The organism is Cryobacterium sp. Y29 (genome assembly GCF_002929825.1).
Lineage (GTDB): Bacteria > Actinomycetota > Actinomycetes > Actinomycetales > Microbacteriaceae > Cryobacterium.
The window spans coordinates 163,587-179,596 of record NZ_PJJN01000031.1 but is presented as its reverse complement, the minus strand read 5'-3'; the positions used below and the strand labels follow the sequence as shown (position 1 = coordinate 179,596).

General features: G+C 65.2%; 13 protein-coding genes and 1 tRNA gene. 10 read left to right on the top strand and 4 right to left on the bottom strand.

Annotated elements, in window-relative coordinates; translation table 11 throughout:
* Positions 1-100 precede the first annotated feature (100 nt).
* Both folP and CXY74_RS07760 read left to right on the top strand, forming a co-directional pair.
* Complete coding sequence (gene folP, locus CXY74_RS07765; RefSeq protein WP_104199956.1) at positions 101-1,009, top strand: dihydropteroate synthase; 909 nt, start codon at positions 101-103, stop codon at positions 1,007-1,009.
* Positions 1,009-1,731, top strand: a complete 723-nt coding sequence (locus CXY74_RS07760; protein ID WP_104199905.1) for a pyrimidine reductase family protein — start codon at positions 1,009-1,011, stop codon at positions 1,729-1,731. The genes folP and CXY74_RS07760 overlap by 1 nt, the downstream gene beginning before the upstream one ends.
* Positions 1,732-1,851: 120 nt before the next feature.
* Here CXY74_RS07760 and CXY74_RS07755 read toward each other — a convergent pair whose 3' ends face one another.
* The 3 genes from CXY74_RS07755 to CXY74_RS07745 all read right to left on the bottom strand — a co-directional run bounded on the left by CXY74_RS07755 (position 1,852) and on the right by CXY74_RS07745 (position 5,738).
* Positions 1,852-3,507 carry a DNA repair helicase XPB gene (locus CXY74_RS07755; RefSeq protein ID WP_104199904.1) on the bottom strand — a complete coding sequence of 552 codons (1,656 nt, stop codon included), beginning with the start codon at positions 3,505-3,507 and terminating at the stop codon, positions 1,852-1,854.
* 63 nt (positions 3,508-3,570) lie between these two features.
* Positions 3,571-5,463 (bottom strand): helicase-associated domain-containing protein, encoded by a 1,893-nt coding sequence (locus CXY74_RS07750; protein ID WP_104199903.1) that lies wholly within the window; start codon positions 5,461-5,463, stop codon positions 3,571-3,573.
* Complete coding sequence (locus tag CXY74_RS07745; RefSeq protein WP_233193282.1) at positions 5,463-5,738, bottom strand: hypothetical protein; 276 nt, start codon at positions 5,736-5,738, stop codon at positions 5,463-5,465. Before CXY74_RS07745 ends, CXY74_RS07750 begins: the two co-directional genes overlap by 1 nt.
* A gap of 94 nt (positions 5,739-5,832) precedes the next feature.
* Here CXY74_RS07745 and CXY74_RS07740 point away from each other — a divergent pair, with 94 nt between their 5' ends.
* Together CXY74_RS07740 and CXY74_RS07735 are read left to right on the top strand one after the other, a co-directional pair.
* The gene (locus CXY74_RS07740; RefSeq protein WP_104199902.1) at positions 5,833-6,213 is read left to right on the top strand and encodes a cold-shock protein; all 381 of its coding nucleotides are present in this window, start codon (positions 5,833-5,835) and stop codon (positions 6,211-6,213) included.
* Complete coding sequence (locus tag CXY74_RS07735; RefSeq protein WP_104199901.1) at positions 6,206-6,919, top strand: DUF3027 domain-containing protein; 714 nt, start codon at positions 6,206-6,208, stop codon at positions 6,917-6,919. The genes CXY74_RS07740 and CXY74_RS07735 overlap by 8 nt, the downstream gene beginning before the upstream one ends.
* Positions 6,920-7,108: 189 nt before the next feature.
* Here CXY74_RS07735 and serC read toward each other — a convergent pair whose 3' ends face one another.
* Positions 7,109-8,221, bottom strand: coding sequence for a phosphoserine transaminase (serC, locus tag CXY74_RS07725; RefSeq protein WP_104199899.1), 1,113 nt, complete (start codon positions 8,219-8,221; stop codon positions 7,109-7,111).
* Positions 8,222-8,354: 133 nt separating this feature from the next.
* On the opposite strand from serC, the gene CXY74_RS07720 reads away from it, so the two are divergent.
* From CXY74_RS07720 to CXY74_RS07695, 6 genes are all read left to right on the top strand, one after another.
* Positions 8,355-9,074, top strand: a complete 720-nt coding sequence (locus tag CXY74_RS07720; RefSeq protein ID WP_104199898.1) for a metal-dependent transcriptional regulator — start codon at positions 8,355-8,357, stop codon at positions 9,072-9,074.
* Between the two features lie 312 nt (positions 9,075-9,386).
* Entirely contained in the window at positions 9,387-10,169 is a 783-nt protein-coding gene (locus CXY74_RS07715) for a C40 family peptidase (protein WP_233193281.1), read from the top strand.
* Between the two features lie 346 nt (positions 10,170-10,515).
* Positions 10,516-11,013 (top strand): HNH endonuclease, encoded by a 498-nt coding sequence (locus tag CXY74_RS07710; RefSeq protein WP_104127589.1) that lies wholly within the window; start codon positions 10,516-10,518, stop codon positions 11,011-11,013.
* Positions 11,014-11,155: 142 nt separating this feature from the next.
* Positions 11,156-11,230, top strand: a tRNA-Arg gene (locus tag CXY74_RS07705).
* A gap of 201 nt (positions 11,231-11,431) precedes the next feature.
* The gene (locus CXY74_RS07700; RefSeq protein WP_104199954.1) at positions 11,432-11,776 is read left to right on the top strand and encodes a DUF2834 domain-containing protein; all 345 of its coding nucleotides are present in this window, start codon (positions 11,432-11,434) and stop codon (positions 11,774-11,776) included.
* Positions 11,777-12,049: 273 nt separating this feature from the next.
* On the top strand, positions 12,050-16,009 hold the full coding sequence (locus tag CXY74_RS07695; protein ID WP_104199897.1) for a Pls/PosA family non-ribosomal peptide synthetase: 3,960 nt from the start codon (positions 12,050-12,052) through the stop codon (positions 16,007-16,009).
* Position 16,010 lies beyond the last annotated feature (1 nt).

The following is a 16,010-nucleotide window of genomic DNA, read 5'->3' as shown; positions in this document are numbered from 1 at the left end:
ACGGTGTGTGCGGAGATGGGTGGCAGATATCCGCTGCGCGACGCGGATTACCGACATGATGGTCATGGACGATCGATTCGCTTCACAGGTGAGGACCGCTATGAACCGCACGACCCCCGAAACGGCACTGACGTTGCCTCAAATAGATGCCCCGCGCCGGGTGATCGGCGGCCGCACCTTCAACTTCGATCGAGAGGTGGCCGTGATGGCCATCGTCAATCGCACGCCGGACTCGTTCTATGACCAGGGCGCAACGTTCGCGCTCGACGCATCCGTTGTGGCGGCGCATCGGGCAATTGCCGATGGGGCCGACTGGATCGACATCGGCGGTGCCAAATTCGCGCCCGGGCCGGCAGTGCCCATCGAACAGGAGATCGACCGAGTGGTGCCGGTGGTCGAGGCACTGCGAGGCTCGGGCGTGGTCATCTCGGTCGATACCTTTCACCCGGCAGTGGCCGCCGCGAGCATCGCCGCCGGCGCGCACGTGATCAACGACACTACGGGCGTGCATGATCCGGCCATGGCCGACATCGTCGCGGACAGCGACGCCACACTCGTGATAACCCATAGCCTGGCCGCGCCGCGCAGGCCCCACCCGGCACCGCACTATGACGACGTCGTCGCCGATGTCCGCGAGTTTCTGCTGGCCCGGGTTGATCGGGCTATGGGACGCGGCGTTTTGCGGGAGCGAATTATTATTGACCCGGGCCACGACCTCAACAAGACCACCAGACACTCGCTCGAGCTGACCCGGCGGCTCGGCGAGATCACCGGACTCGGCCTGCCGACTCTGGTCGCCGTGTCTAATAAAGATTTTGTGGGGGAGAGCCTGGACCGGCCACGCGGTGAACGCGTGGAGGGTTCTCTGGCCGCCATGACGGTGTGTATTCTGCAGGGTGCCCGCATCGTGCGCATGCACAACGTGCGGGCCGCCGTCGACGCCGTGCGCATGACCGAGGCCATCCTCGGGTTTCGTGAGCCCGCCTACGAGCGCCACAACCTCGCCTGATGCGGGCCGAACTGCCTCCGCGGGCCGAACTGATCGAGCACTACCGAGTGGCCGCCCGATCGCTGCCGCGGGTGCGCGTCAACTTCATCGCCAGCCTCGATGGTGCTGCAACGCATGAGGGGCTCAGCGGCGGCCTGAACAACGCCGACGACAAGATCGTCTTCGACACCCTACGGCTGCTCACCGACGTCATTCTGGTCGGTGCCGGAACGGTGCGCGCCGAGGGCTACGGCGGCATTCTGCTGCCAGAGGACGACGCGACCTGGCGCGTGCAGGCCGGCCTGGCCGCCCAGCCCCGGGTCGCAATCGTGTCGGGTCGGCTGGATCTTGACCCCGGGCATCCGGTTTTCACGGATGCGGCGACCCGACCAATTGTGCTGACCCATGCCGCAGCGCCGACCGACCGGCGGGCGGCGCTCGCCTCGCGCGCTGACGTGGTCGACTGCGGTGAGGACAGGGTTGACCCGCGACGCATGGTGGCGGAGCTCGCTGAGCGCGGTCTGCCCCAGATTCTCTGCGAGGGTGGTCCGCACTTATTCGGAGACCTCGTTGCGGCGGACCGCGTCGACGAGCTCTGCTTGAGCCTCGCCCCGGCGCTCGAGGGGGGCTCTGCCGGGCGCATCGCTGTCGGGACAAGCGCGGCGACTCGCGCTATGGAGTTGTTGCACGTGTTGCGCGCCGGCGACATGCTGTTCCTGCGGTATGCCCGCCGACAATCCTGAGCTGAGGCGGGCGGGCAGCATGCGCTGGGCCCACCTTATGTTCCGGGGCCCAGTTTATAAGCTGGGCCCGTGGACGGGGCCCGGGCCCCGTCCGTGGAGATACGGGTCAGGCGACACGGGTCAGGCGACCAGGGTCTGGGCGGTGAGGCCCTGCGCATCGAGGATTGTGTAGCTGTAGCCCTGTTCGGCGAGAAAACGCTGGCGGTTCTGCGCGAAGTCCTGGTCGACGGTGTCGCGGGCGACGAGCGTGTAGAAGTTCGCCGACAGTCCAGATTCCTTCGGGCGCAGCAGCCGGCCGAGGCGCTGGGCCTCCTCCTGGCGGGAGCCGAACGAACCAGACACCTGGATGGCCACGGTCGCCTCGGGCAGGTCGACCGAGAAGTTCGCGACCTTCGACACCACGAGTACCTTCACCTCGCCCACGCGGAACGCCTGGTATAAACGTTCGCGTTCGTCGACCGGGGTGGCACCGGTGAGCTGGGGGGCATGCAAGACCTCGGCGAGTTCATCGATCTGGTCGAGGTATTGGCCGATCACGAGGATGCGTTCGCCCTCGTGCTTCTTGATCAGCGCCTGCACCACGCCGAGCTTGGCCGGCGCGGTCGCGGCCATGCGGTAGCGCTCATCGTCCGCTGCGGCGGCATAGCTGAGGCGCTCCGACTGCGGCAGGTCGATGCGCACTTCGTAGCAGTTGGCCGGGGAGATGAAGCCCTGGGCCTCGATCTCCTTCCATGGGGCGTCGAACCGCTTCGGGCCGATCAGGCTGAACACATCGCCCTCGCGGCCGTCCTCGCGCACCAGGGTGGCGGTGAGGCCGAGGCGGCGGCGCGCCTGCAATTCGGCGGTGAGTTTGAACACGGGAGCGGGCAACAGGTGTACCTCGTCGTAGATCACCAGGCCCCAGTCCATGGCGTCGAGCAGTTCAAGGTGGGCGTACTCGCCCTTGCGCTTCGCCGTGAGAATTTGGTAGGTCGCGATGGTCACCGGCTTGACCTCTTTTACCTGTCCGGAGTATTCGCCGATCTCCTCCGGTGTCAGTGTCGTGCGCTTGAGCAGTTCGTCGCGCCACTGGCGGGCCGAGACGGTGTTGGTCACCAGAATGAGCGTGTTGGTCTTCGCGGTGGCCATGGCCCCGGCGCCGACGAGGGTCTTGCCAGCGCCACAGGGCAACACAACGACGCCGCTGCCGCCGTCAAAGAAGCTCGCTACGGCCTTGTTCTGATAGTCACGTAGCGACCAGCCGTCTTCCTTCAGCGCAATATCGTGCGGGGTGCCTGGTGTGTACCCGGCAAGGTCCTCGGCGGGCCACCCGAGCTTCACCAGTTCCTGCTTGAGCTGCCCGCGAGCCCAGGCTCCGACGAGATACGTTTCCGGGGAAGGATGCCCGATCAACAGTGGCGCAATGCGCTTCGCCCCTGCGATCTCGGTGAGAACGGCTTGGTCACTGCTGTGCAGTACGAGGGAACCCTCGGGGTCACGTTCAATGACGAGTCGCCCGTAGCGACCGACCGTCTCGGTGATATCCACGCTGACCGTCTGAGGTATGGCGAATTTGGAATACTTCTCGAGCGTCGCGAGCATGTCGGACGCATCGTGCCCTGCCGCCCGGGCATTCCACAGGCCCAGCCGCGTGATGCGGTAGGTGTGGATGTGCTCGGGGGCGCGTTCGAGCTCTGCGAAAACGGCGAGGTCGTGACGAGCATCCTCGGCAAGAGGATGGGCAACTTCGAGCAACACCGTGCGGTCACTTTGCACAATCAGGGGGCCATCAGACATAACCCCTAATTCTACGCCCGTTCGGCAGTTTTTACGGTACCGGCCGCTGCCGCGCACAAGCGGTCACGGGGCCGGGGTGATGCTGAGGATGCTCTTGAGTGGCAGGGTGCGCTCGATGTCGGCCCGCCGGTCGCGGGCTCGGAAGCGTCCGTTGCTGACGCTGGCCGGTTCGAGCAGGTAGTCCACCACCGCGCCGCCGGGCATTGCGATACTGACCAGGATGGTCTGCTTGGCCTTGATGGCGGTGTCGAGCTGGCGGGCAAGCCAGGCATCCGCTATTGAAACGCCACTTTCAGGGCGAAGCCGCAGCTTGTCGACCAGGTTGCGGGCGGTGTCAACCGTTGGTGTCAGCGTGACACGGGCGATCTGGTGTCGGCGCAAGTGCACGATCTCACCGAGGTCGTCTTCGGCAGCGACGGGATAACGAGCGTCACTCAGCGCCCAAAACACGGCGTCACCGGCGAAGCGGCTGAGCAGGTGTTCGCTGTCGCCGGCGCGCACGAGCGCGAGCGGCGCCAGAGTCTGGTCGACAGCGATTGTGCCGAGCAGCGCGGCATCAGCTGAGCAGACGTAGCTGAGAAAAACGGTGTCATTACCGGGTGGAGCGATCGGAGCGTTCGGCCCGTCGGTGAGACGTCCCACTCGCACCCGGCCGTACCGCGAAGCCGATTCGTTGATGAGGTAATCGACCGGCTGTGGAATGCCGGTGAGTGAGATCGACGTCAGAAAAGCGAGCAGCGAGTCTGCATTCTCGCCCGCGGCCAGGGCGCGATTGACGGATGCCGCGGTGATGCGATAGCTCGACGCGAGTTCTCGACTTTCCACGTCGGCCATCCCGCGCAGCCGGGAGTCGATCGACGGCGCGAGTGGGCCGGGCGCGACGATCGAGAGGTCGTGCTGCAGATACACCGCGCCGACTTCAGCCGGCAGCGCGCCCGCCATGATGTCGACGGCTACCTCGAGGTCACCGCGCAGCACGTTGGCGCCGGCCGTGCTGGTGGTGTCGTTTGCGGTGATACCGAGCAACTCGGCGTCGCGGGCGAACTCGGTTAGCTGGGAGAGCATCCACTCGCCGCCGGCCGGATAGAGCCAGGCGATAAACGCGGTCAGTCCACCACCCCAGGGCAGCCCGGCCTGGCGCGGAAGAATGTCGGCCACGGTCGGCGGGAGCGCCGCCAACCAGGCCACGGCCAAGGCCGCCCATCGGGTGGTCGTGTGTTCGAGCAGCCAGGCCTCGCCGGCCTCGGTTTCCATCCAATAACCGTCGGAGTGGGCGAGCAGGTCGGCCCGGGAAGCCAAGGCGAGGATCGGGGCAACCAGTTCGACGTCGACCGTCATTACCGCGGCGAGGCGCTTGGTGTCGGGCAGGCCGAGCCCACCCCGACTGAGCTGCCGGGCGGGCTCGCGGCACAGCTCGTTGACCAGCTCGGCGATCGACGACACCATCCCAAAAGCGCGTTCAGCGGCCAGCTGGTCGATGAACGCAATCTCGGTGTCGGGCACGGTGGCGACGGCCACCGGGGGCGCAGCGACGGCGAGGTCGGCGGTATCCGGTAGACCCTGAGCCGGCCAGCGCGCCAGATGAGCCGAGACGGCGTCGTATGGAATGCAGCATCCGTCGTTTCGCTCGGCCAAAAGTACGGCGTGCAAGCTGTCGACCCGGCGGGCCACATCGGCCAGCGTGACCTCGGTCGAACCTAGTTCAACCAGTCGGTTCGTCACCGCGACCAGCGTCGGAACGGAATTGCTGCTGGTGAGTTGTCCGGCCACGGCCAGAATGGCAAGGGTCGAGCGGTCCAGGTGGCTCAGGGCCAGTTGCACATTGCCAGCATCAAGCAGGGCTTCGGCCAGATCGAAGAAGTCGTGGATGCCGTTCGCAGAAACACCGCGCACCTTGATGACGTGCCGCAGCTCGGCATCGGGCAGGACCCGAAGTCTCGATGCGAGGCCGAGCATTACTCGCGGTCTCGTCGAGCTTCGCGACTGCGTCGAACTCCTGCAGAGATGATGAGCACGATGATGAGCACGAAACCGATGGGCAGGCCGTAGAGCGGCAGGATGAAGATCGGCGGCCAGAAGCCGCGGCTGAACCCGTCGTTTTGGCCGACGCCCATCGCGGTCGCGATGATGACCGCAAGGAACGCGAGAATCGACAGCCCCACCACGCTCGCCACCATGTAAGCGAGCACACGTTCAAGCCGGCTGACGGCTTGTGGAGTTTGATTGGTCACAGCCTAAGGATACGGGCACGCGGGTGCCGCAACCGAATATGCTGGGTTTACATCCCGCACTATATTGTGCGCCCAAAACTCAAGTGAGGTTCAGATGCCCACCGGCAAGGTCAAGTTTTACGACGAGGAGAAAGGCTTTGGCTTCATCACATCCGATGACGGTCAGGAGGTCTTTCTCCACGCTTCCGCTTTGCCGTCCGGCGTAACCATCAAGCCCGGCGCGAAGCTCGAATTCGGTATTGCCGACGGCAAACGCGGCGCCCAGGCGCTGTCGGTGCGCGTGATCGAAGCTCCTCCGAGCCTGTCTAAATTCAACCGTAAGCCAGCCGACGATATGTCGATCATCGTTGAAGATTTGGTGAAGCTGCTCGACGGTATCGGCACAAATCTCAAGCGCGGTCGGTACCCCGAATCAAGTCACAGTAAGAAGATCGCGGCGATGCTGCGCAAGGTCGCCGAGGAACTGGATGCCTGAGGTCACCGACGCGCAGCCGACCGAGGCGCAGGAGACCGACGCACCGCCGACGAAATCGGACAAGCAGACCGATGCCACCCTGCTCGCGGCCGTTGAGCTGGCGCGCACGGCGCTGCTGGAGATCACGACGGACGACACGATCGGCGAGGTCATCGGCCACATCGACGAGGGCGACCTCGTGGTGTCGCTGCTGTTCGACTGCTTGCTGACCGGCTATCCGGGCTGGCGCTGGACCGTGAGTCTTGCGCGGGTCGACGAGAATTCCGAGCCGAAGGTTCTTGAAACCGAGCTCACGCCCGGCAATGACTCGCTGCTCGCGCCCGAGTGGGTGCCGTGGTCGGATCGTCTCGTCGATGACGACATTGCAGCGGATGATGACGAGTCCGTCGACGACGATGACTTGGACGACGATGACGACGATGACGACGATGACGACGACGACGACGACGACGGCGACGACGGCGACGACGATGATGATGATGACGATGACGATGACGATGACGGGTCAAACGAGCATCCGGTCGACGACGCAGATTTGGTCGACGATGAAGCGGATGACTCCCTCGATGCTCTGGACGGCATCGACTTCAACGAAGCGCTAGCGGCGGCGGAACTGAACCCAGGCGAGTCCAGCGAGGCCGAGGCTGACGCCGATCACAGTGCACCACAGCCACCAACCCGTTCCCGGCGCGCTCGCCGCCCCTGACTTTGAGGCGCCCGGCGCCGCTTCCTCAAAGAAGAGGGCGGCGCCGAGTGCGACCAGCCAGAGCAGGGTGCCGCATATCAGTGCCGTGCGGGCATCCGTTCGTGCGGGCAGCGGATCGGGCCGGCGTTCGCTGTCTTTCAACCACAGGCGCATCGTGCGATCCTTTCGTTGCGTTTCGTGCAGCTAATTTCAGAGGTGTGCCACGACGTGCTCGATGGATGCCACGAGCTTCTTGACGTCATCAGGGTCGATGGCCGTGAAGGTCGCGATGCGCAGTTGGTTGCGGCCGAGCTTGCGGTACGGCTCGGTGTCGACGATGCCATTGGCGCGCAGGGTCTTGCTGATCGATGAGGCGTCGATGGCGTCGTCGAAGTCGATCGTCACGACGACCTGTGAGCGGTGCGTCGGGTCGGCCACGAATGGGGTCGCGTAGTCGACGCCCGCCGCCCAGTCGTAGAGAACGGATGACGACTCCCTCGTTCGCGATGACGCCCACTCCAGGCCGCCGCTCTGGTTGATCCAGTCGATCTGGTTCTCCATCAGCAGGAGGGTGCTAAGAGCCGGCGTGTTCAGCGTCTGGTTCAGGCGCGAGTTGTCCACGGCGTTCTTGAGGCTGAGGAACTCGGGAATGTACCGGCCGCTCGCTGCGATGCGTTCGACCCGTTCGAGGGCCGCTGGTGAGAACAAGGCGAGCCACAGGCCGCCGTCCGAAGCGAGGTTTTTCTGCGGCGCGAAGTAATAGACATCTGCCTGGCTCACGTCGAAGTCGATGCCGGCGGCGGCGCTGGTGGCGTCGATGACGGTGAGCGCGCCCGCGTCGCCGTTGACCCGGGTGACCGGGGCCATGACGCCCGTTGACGTTTCATTCTGGGGCCAGGCGTAGACGTCGATGCCCTCACGCACCACGAAATCGCTGCGGGAGCCAGTGTCGGCCTTGATCACGTCGGGAGCGGCAAGCCAGGGGGCAGCCGCTGCCTTGGCGAACTTGCCGCCGAACTCGCCAAAGACGAGATTTTGCGCGCGGTTTTCGATCAGGGAAAAGGCTGCGGCGTCCCAGAACGCGGTCGAGCCGCCGTTGCCGAGCACGACTTCGTAGCCGTCGGGAATGCGAAACAGGTCACCCAAACCGGCGCGCACGCGGCCGACGAGGTCTTTCACGGGTGCCTGGCGGTGCGAGGTGCCGAGTACTCCGGTGCCGAATCCGAGAAGATGGTCGAGCTGTTCGCGCCGGATTTTCGATGGGCCGCAGCCGAATCGTCCGTCGAGGGGGAGTAGATCGGTGGGTATCAAGAGGTCGGCCATACGGCGATTCTAGTTGCCCTGCCACGGGCGGGTAGGCTTGGAACGCTGTGCGGGCCACTGCCGAGGCCGCCAACTGGGCGCCGTTCTATCACTCGATGAGCGGTGCGCGCACGAGCCGAATGAAGGGCTTCGGATGAGCGATCTGATCGACACCACCGAAATGTATCTCCGCACGATCCTCGACCTGGAGGAAGAACAGATCGTGCCCCTGCGGGCCCGCATCTCCGAACGACTCGGACACTCCGGCCCGACCGTCTCGCAGACCGTCGCGCGGATGGAACGTGACGGCCTCGTCATCGTGTCCGGCGATCGGCACCTGGAACTCACCCCGACCGGACGCAGCAAGGCCGTGCACGTGATGCGCAAGCATCGCCTGGCCGAACGCCTACTCAGCGACGTGATCGGACTCGAGTGGGAGTTCGTGCACGACGAAGCCTGCCGCTGGGAACACGTGATGAGCGAACAGGTCGAACGCAAGATTTTGGAGATGCTCGGTCACCCGACCGAATCTCCCTACGGCAATCCGATTCCGGGGCTCGACGAGCTCGGTGATTCACCGGCAGTCGCCTTCATGGCGGGCGTGACCAACGTGGTGTCGGTGGTGGCGAGTTCGACCGTGCCGGTAACCGCAGTCATCCGCCGTCTCGGTGAACCGGTGCAGTTCGACCCCGAGCTGCTCTTGCAGCTCAAACAGAGCGGCGTCATGCCGGGCGCGAGCGGGGTGTTTTCGGCCGCCGGATCGTACGTTCTAGTTCAGGTCGAAGGTTTCGGTGCCGGGTTAGAGCTCCCCAATGAGGTGGCCGGGCACATTTTTGTTACGACACCGACCGGCCACAGCCCGGTCGCTCACTGAAATTGCACCGGGTTCGCAGCGCCGTGAATCGAGCCAGTCGTCTCGACCCGCTCGCAGGTTCGTTACCAATCCGTTAGAAATGTGCCGCTTCAGGGTGACAAATGAGCGTCGCTCTTGTAACCTCGGGGAGTCCCACAGGCCAGGAAAGGTCGAAGGACTCTAGTCAAGACGCCTGCCCTGTCTCTTGATTTACGAACACACCCGCGATTAGCGAAGTGGACGGGACGACAACCTCGTGTTGTCGAGGCGCCGGAGGTTAAAACTTTGGCTGCATCAGGAAAGAGACGGTCCCGTCGCGGGCTGAGCCGAACCGTGGATTCTCTGGAAAAAGTGGAATCGTCGGTACGCCCCAACGGCGCCCTGCCTCGAGCGGCCCCGAAGAAGCGACGTGGCGGTATCGCCAATATCGTCGTCATGACCCTCGCTACCGGACTCGTTGCCACCATGGCGCTTCCGGCATATGCCTTTGCTCCCGGCTCGAAAGACGTCTCCTTCAAGGCCACCGAGTCCACGGAGATGTCCAAGACACAGGCGCAGGCCGTTGAGGTCGATGCTCAGGCGGCAACCGTGAGCGTCGCTCGCGAAGGGTTCACTGCTACCACGCCCGAAGAGCTTGCGGCCGCCGCCGCTGCAACCGTCGCTGCCGCCGCCGCGGAAACCCGTCGTGTTGAGGTCGCCGCGCAGATGACGACCTATGCAGCGAGCTATTCCGGTCCGAGTGTTGCTGACTTCCTGGCAAACCCGACGTACCCGAATTTCGACCTCGCATCCGTTTTCAATGTTGCCTCGCAGTACCAGGGCACACCGTACGTCTATGGCGGCGCCACACCGGCCGGGTTCGACTGCTCCGGCTTCATCATGTACGTTTACGCGCAATTCGGGATCAGCCTGCCGCACTCCTCTGTGGGCCAGGGAGCGGCCGGAACGAAGATCTCGATCGAGGACGCCGTGCCAGGCGATCTGGTGATCATGGACGGTCACGATGGTTTCTATGCGGGCAACGGAAACATCCTGCACGCGCCGTATACCGGCCAGTCCGTGCGGATTCAGCCCATCTGGACCAGCGACTACTACATCGTGCGAATCGGCATCTAATTCGCCCCTTCCTGTGAACACTGGGTTACAGCTCACACAAATGGCGCATACAGGTTCACCTGTTGCGCCATTTGTGGGTTAACCTAGTGCCCTGATGTAGTTTGTAGGTTCAAAAGGAGAGCCAATGCATGAGCGACGCACTATCCACACCATGGATGTGCGCGGTCGCGAGTGCTTTCGGCATAGTTGTCAGAGCGAGAAAAGCTGTGTGAGCAGCCAGAAGGCGTTGTCATTGTGACAGCGCCTTTTTTTGTACTCTTTTTCGCCCCGTCGTGCTCCTGTTCTTTACGCATCGGATGTAGTTCGAATGGCTGGAAGCCGTCCAGTCTCCTTCGAAAGGAAGCGCATGCGCACACTGGTACTCAATGCGGGCTACGAGCCCCTCGCCGTCGTCTCGTTCAAACGAGCGCTCATTCTGGTGATGAACCAGAAAGCGACGATCGTGCAGTCCGATCAGGGACACCCCGTTTTCGCGACCTCCGGCTCGTGGGATCGCCCGAGCGTCATTCTGCTCACGCGGTACGTGCGGATCCCCATGTCGCGCCTGGTTCCGGTCAGTCGCCGGGGAGTCTTGCGCCGTGACGAGCATCGCTGCTGCTACTGCGGCAAGTCGGCTGCCACGATCGACCACGTGTTGCCGCGTTCGCGCGGTGGCCGTGATACCTGGGACAACCTCGCCGCGTGTTGCCTGCGGTGCAATAACCTCAAGAGCGACCACACCCCGGCCGAAATGGGCTGGAAGCTGCGCTTCACCCCACGGATGCCGCAGGGCACGACCTGGATTGTACGGGGAGTCGAGCGCCCCGAGCAGGAATGGGACGCCTATCTGGCTCCGGCCGCCTAGGACCACGCTCTGATGCGCGGCCAACAGAAGTGCCGAAATCGACGGCACGATCACGAGCGTATTGACGGGGCAGAGCTTGCCCCGCGACAACGCGGGTGGCGCGCTCGACTGTGCGGACTGATCGGCTAAACTTGCTAAGCCCGCCTCTGTAGCTCAGTGGAAGAGCAATTCCGTCCTAAGGAAATGGCCGGGGGTTCGAATCCCTCCAGGGGCACCAGAGAACAACCAGAAGTGCGGTTTGAGAACGGATTGATTTCTCAATTCCATACGCTCGATGTGTCGGGTCGTTGGGGTGATGCAGATTTTCGCTGGTTCAGGGCAGTCCGTTGATTTCGTCGAGCAATTGTTCTGGAAGTCCCCGTTGGCAGAAAGATCCAACAAGGGCCTGTCCCAAACCTGCGGCGGGCATAATGTCGGCATGATGAAACACTGGACGCCGCTCGCTCTCGTCTACCTCGGACTGAGTCTCGCCGGGCTCGCTGGAACCTGGACCTACAACGTTGTCGCGATCGTGCAGATGCGCGACTTCATCGTCGACTGGGTGGACAGTGGACCGGCGGTCTCGTCGCTCACCGTTGACTTGCTCATCGCAGCGGTGGCCGGGAGCATCCTGATCATCGTCGAGGCGCGACGGCTCGGCATGAAGCGGGGCTGGCTGTACGTCGCCCTCTCGGGAGTCACCGCCTTCGCCTTCACGTTCCCGCTCTTCCTCGCGATGCGCGAGCGCGCTCTGGAAACGGCGCGAGTGAAGGCGCTTGATTGACCGGACTGCCGGATATTCGTTTCGGCTCGTGATGGTCCTTGTCCTACTCGGCCAGGACCATCGACCCTAAGGGGCTCAGCGAGGAGACCTCACAGGGGAACCCGTGCACTGGCGTCTACTTCCAGATGTTCGTGATGGGGCGGCTACAACGCCGAGTGGCGACAAACCAAAGACCGCCTCGATCGTCTGCAGCACCCGCGCGTGCCGAGAGAGTTCTAGACTGTTACTTTCGCGGCGTGCCGTACAAGTGCCACGACCTGAACGAGGAGTCGTGTGAGCGAGCACCAGTACAGCCCAGCTGGCGACAGTGGGCACACCCAGGCTGTGCTCGTGGCGGGCCACCGGGCAAAGCCCGCCCGCACCCTGGTCGACATCCTGTCGCAGACCGCGGCGCAGTATCCCGATGCCCTGGCCTTGGAAGACGCGGTCGGCACCATCAGTTATCGCGGCATGCTGCAGCGCGTGCAGGCCCAGGCGAACGCGCTGAGCCTGGCCGGAGTGCGCCGAGGGGACACCGTGGGCATTCGCATTCCCTCTGGTACGCGTGACCTGTATGTGTCGATTCTGGCCACGTTGTTCGTGGGGGCCGCCTACGTTCCCGTCGACGCCGACGACCCGGAAGAACGCGCACGGCTGGTCTTTGCCGAGGCCCGCGTGGTTGGCATCATCGGGGAGAGCAGTTTTTTTGCGCCGCGTGCGGGCCTCGACCTGCAGTCGCTCCGGGGGCGCCCCGTGCCCCCGCACGACGACCCGGCATTGGTCTTTCCGAATGGCAGCATTCCCACGCCCGGCGACGACGCATGGATCATCTTCACCTCCGGCTCGACGGGCGTACCCAAGGGCGTCGCGGTCACGCATCGTTCAGCGGCCGCCTTCGTAGACGCCGAGGCCGGCCTGTTTCTGCGCGACGAGCCGATTGGCACCAGCGACCGGGTTCTGGCCGGTCTGTCAGTGGCCTTCGACGCGAGCTGTGAAGAGATGTGGCTGGCCTGGCGCAACGGCGCCTGCCTGGTGCCGGCCCCGCGCTCCCTGGTGCGCAGCGGTGCCGATCTTGGTCCCTGGCTGATCGCGCACGGCATCACGGTCGTCTCGACCGTGCCAACCCTCGCCGCACTCTGGCCGGAAGAATCGCTTGAGGCAGTGCGGCTGCTGATCTTCGGCGGTGAGGCCTGCCCGCCCGAACTGGTCGCCCGCATCAATGCCCGCGGCCGGGAAGTGTGGAACACCTACGGCCCCACCGAAGCGACTGTCGTGGCCTGCGGCGCACTCGTCGACGGTGTCGGTGAGATGCGCATTGGCCTGCCGCTCGACGGCTGGGACCTCGCCGTCGTCGACGCTCACGGCAACCGGGTCGCCGAGGGGGAGACCGGCGAACTCATCATCGGCGGCGTGGGTCTGGCCCGTTACCTCGACGCCGAGAAAGACGCCGAGAAGTATGCTCCGCACGACGAGCTCGGCTGGCACCGCGCCTACCGTAGCGGCGACCTCGTGCGTTTCGACCGGGCCGGTCTGGTCTTCGCCGGCCGAGCCGACGACCAGGTGAAACTCGGCGGGCGACGTATCGAACTCGGCGAAGTGGATGCCGCCCTGGGCGCCCTCGACGGAGTGGCCGGCGGTGCCGCCGTGGTGCAGACCACCCCTGCCGGCAACCACGTTCTAGTCGGCTATATCGCCCTTGCGACTGCCGGAACGCCATTCGACCGGCAGGCCGCAATCGCCAGGCTGCGGGAAGAACTACCCGCCGCGCTCGTGCCGCTGCTCGCCATCGTCGATGCGCTACCCACCCGTACCTCGGGCAAGGTCGACCGGGCGGCATTGCCGTGGCCATTGCCCGCTACGCAGCCCGGGTCGGACGACGATGCGGGGGTGCTGTCACCGACGGCGGCCTGGCTGGCGGAGGCATGGGCATCGATTTTAGGGGTGCCGGTGACCGGACCCGACGATGATTTCTTCGCCCAGGGCGGCGGCTCGCTCTCGGCCGCCCAATTCGTGTCGGCCGTGCGCGCCCGCCACCCCGAAACCACCGTCGCCGATTTGTACGACCACCCGCGTATCGGGTCGCTCGCCGAGGAACTCGACGCCCGCACCCCCGTGACACCGCCGGCAGTGCGGCAGGTGCTGCCCACTCCGGCTCGCAGCCAATTCGCACAGACGGTGCTCGGCATTCCGATGCACGTGCTGAGCGGCGCCCGCTGGCTGGTTTACCTCGCCATCGCCAACAATCTGCTCAGCCTGGCCGGCGCAACCTTCGGCCCGACCCTGTCGTGGTGGTGGGTGGCGCTCGGATTTGTGCTGTTCGTGACCCCGCCCGGCAAAATGCTCATCGCGGTCGTGGCGGCCCGACTGTTGCTGCACGACGTGATGCCAGGCAACTATCCGCGGGGCGGGTCCGTGCACTTGCGGCTATGGCTGGCCGAGCAGATCGCGCTGCTCGTCGACGCGGCGAGCCTTGCCGGGGCGCCCTGGATCAGTTACTACGCGCGGGCCCTCGGCGCTGAGATCAGCTCCGACGTCGACCTGCACTCGTTGCCCCCGGTTACCGGGCTGCTCACCATCGGCGCGCAGGCCTCGATCGAACCCGAGGTCGACCTGGCCGGACACTGGATCGACGGGGACGTGCTGCGCATCGGCCATGTGCATGTCGGTGCCGATGCCCGGATCGGTTCCCGCAGCACCCTGCTCGGGGGCGCCCACGTTGGCAACGGCGCCGAGGTTGAACCCGGTTCCGTGGTCTCGTCGCGTGTACCAGCCGGAGAGCGGTGGGCCGGTTCCCCTGCTCACCGCGTGGGGTCGGGCCGCCGCCCGTGGCCGGCCGAACGCCCGCCGCGTGCCAGTCGCTGGCTCGGCGCCTTCGCGGCCGGATCGGTGGCGATGACCGCCATCCCCACGATCGCAATCGTGCTCGGCGTGCTCGTTGTCGGCGCCGCTATCGGCGACGCCGATAACCTCGGCGTTGCCGCGCTGCGCGCAGCCCTGATCATGCCGGTAGCCGTCGTCGTCGGCGGGCTCGCCTACGCACTTTTGGTGATTATCTTCGTGCGCGGGCTCGGAGTGGGCCTGCGGGAAGGCTACTATCCGGTGCGCAGCCGCATCGGCTGGCAGGTCTGGATGACCGAACGTATTCTCGACGGCGCCCGCACCGTGTTATTTCCGGTCTACGCGAGCCTGCTCACGCCCACCTGGCTGCGGCTGCTCGGGGCTAAAGTCGGTGCCGATGTCGAGGCATCAACCGTGTTGCTGCTGCCCTCACTGACGACCATCGCGCCAGCCGCATTCCTCGCCGACGACACCATGGTCGCCTGCTACGAACTTGGCGGCGGCTGGATGCACATCGGGCCCGCCAAGGTAGGCCGCCGGGCCTTCCTCGGCAACAGCGGCATGGCCGGCCCCGGCCGCACCGTGCCGCGCAACGGGCTCGTCGCGGTGCTTTCGTCGACGCCTCGCAAGGCCAAACGCGGCTCGAGCTGGCTCGGCAACCCGCCGGCCCGCCTGCGCCGCAGACAAACGGATGCCGACGACTCGCGAACCTTCCACCCTCCCGTTCGCCTGAAAATAGCCCGGTCGCTGTGGGAACTACTGCGCATCGTGGCCGGCTTCACCACCGCGTGGATCGCGCTTCTGGTGCTCGCACTGCTGGACCTGCTGTGGCTGCAGCTCGGCCTCGGCGCGGCGATCGGTCTCTCGGGTGTGGTCATGCTCACGGCGGGTGCGGTGGCGGCCGGGGTCACGACAGTGGTCAAGTGGACGCTGGTCGGGCGCATCGACGCGTCGGAGCATCCGCTCTGGTCCTCGTTCATCTGGCGCAACGAGGTCTCAGACAGCTTCGTCGAGATGGTTGCCCGACCCTGGTTCGCGGAGAAAGCCTCAGGCACGCCGGCGCTCGCCGTGTGGCTGCGCACCCTCGGCGCCACCGTGGGAAAGGGCGTCTGGTGCGAAACCTACTGGCTGCCCGAAGCTGACCTGGTGCGGCTGGGCGCCGGCAGCACGGTGAACCGCGGCTGTGTCGTGCAGACCCACCTGTTTCACGATCGCATCATGCAACTCGACGCGGTCGTGCTCGCCGAGGGCGCCACGCTCGGCCCGAACGGAGTCATCCTGCCGGCGGCGTCCATCGATGCCGGGGCGACGGTCGGGCCCGGCTCTCTGGTGATGCGCGGCGAACGGGTGCCGCCGGGTTCGCTCTGGTCGGGCAACCCGATCACGCCGTGGCGCCAGCCGCCGTGGGATCGTTGAG

Bases quoted from the DNA above. Each gene is read 5' to 3' on its own strand.
- folP (WP_104199956.1), top strand. From the start codon at position 101: ATGAACCGCACGACCCCCGAAACGGCACTGACGTTGCCTCAAATAGAT.
- CXY74_RS07760 (WP_104199905.1), top strand. From the start codon at position 1,009: ATGCGGGCCGAACTGCCTCCGCGGGCCGAACTGATCGAGCACTACCGA.
- CXY74_RS07755 (WP_104199904.1), bottom strand. From the start codon at position 3,507: ATGTCTGATGGCCCCCTGATTGTGCAAAGTGACCGCACGGTGTTGCTC.
- CXY74_RS07750 (WP_104199903.1), bottom strand. From the start codon at position 5,463: ATGCTCGGCCTCGCATCGAGACTTCGGGTCCTGCCCGATGCCGAGCTG.
- CXY74_RS07740 (WP_104199902.1), top strand. From the start codon at position 5,833: ATGCCCACCGGCAAGGTCAAGTTTTACGACGAGGAGAAAGGCTTTGGC.
- CXY74_RS07735 (WP_104199901.1), top strand. From the start codon at position 6,206: ATGCCTGAGGTCACCGACGCGCAGCCGACCGAGGCGCAGGAGACCGAC.
- serC (WP_104199899.1), bottom strand. From the start codon at position 8,221: ATGGCCGACCTCTTGATACCCACCGATCTACTCCCCCTCGACGGACGA.
- CXY74_RS07720 (WP_104199898.1), top strand. From the start codon at position 8,355: ATGAGCGATCTGATCGACACCACCGAAATGTATCTCCGCACGATCCTC.
- CXY74_RS07710 (WP_104127589.1), top strand. From the start codon at position 10,516: ATGCGCACACTGGTACTCAATGCGGGCTACGAGCCCCTCGCCGTCGTC.
- CXY74_RS07700 (WP_104199954.1), top strand. From the start codon at position 11,432: ATGATGAAACACTGGACGCCGCTCGCTCTCGTCTACCTCGGACTGAGT.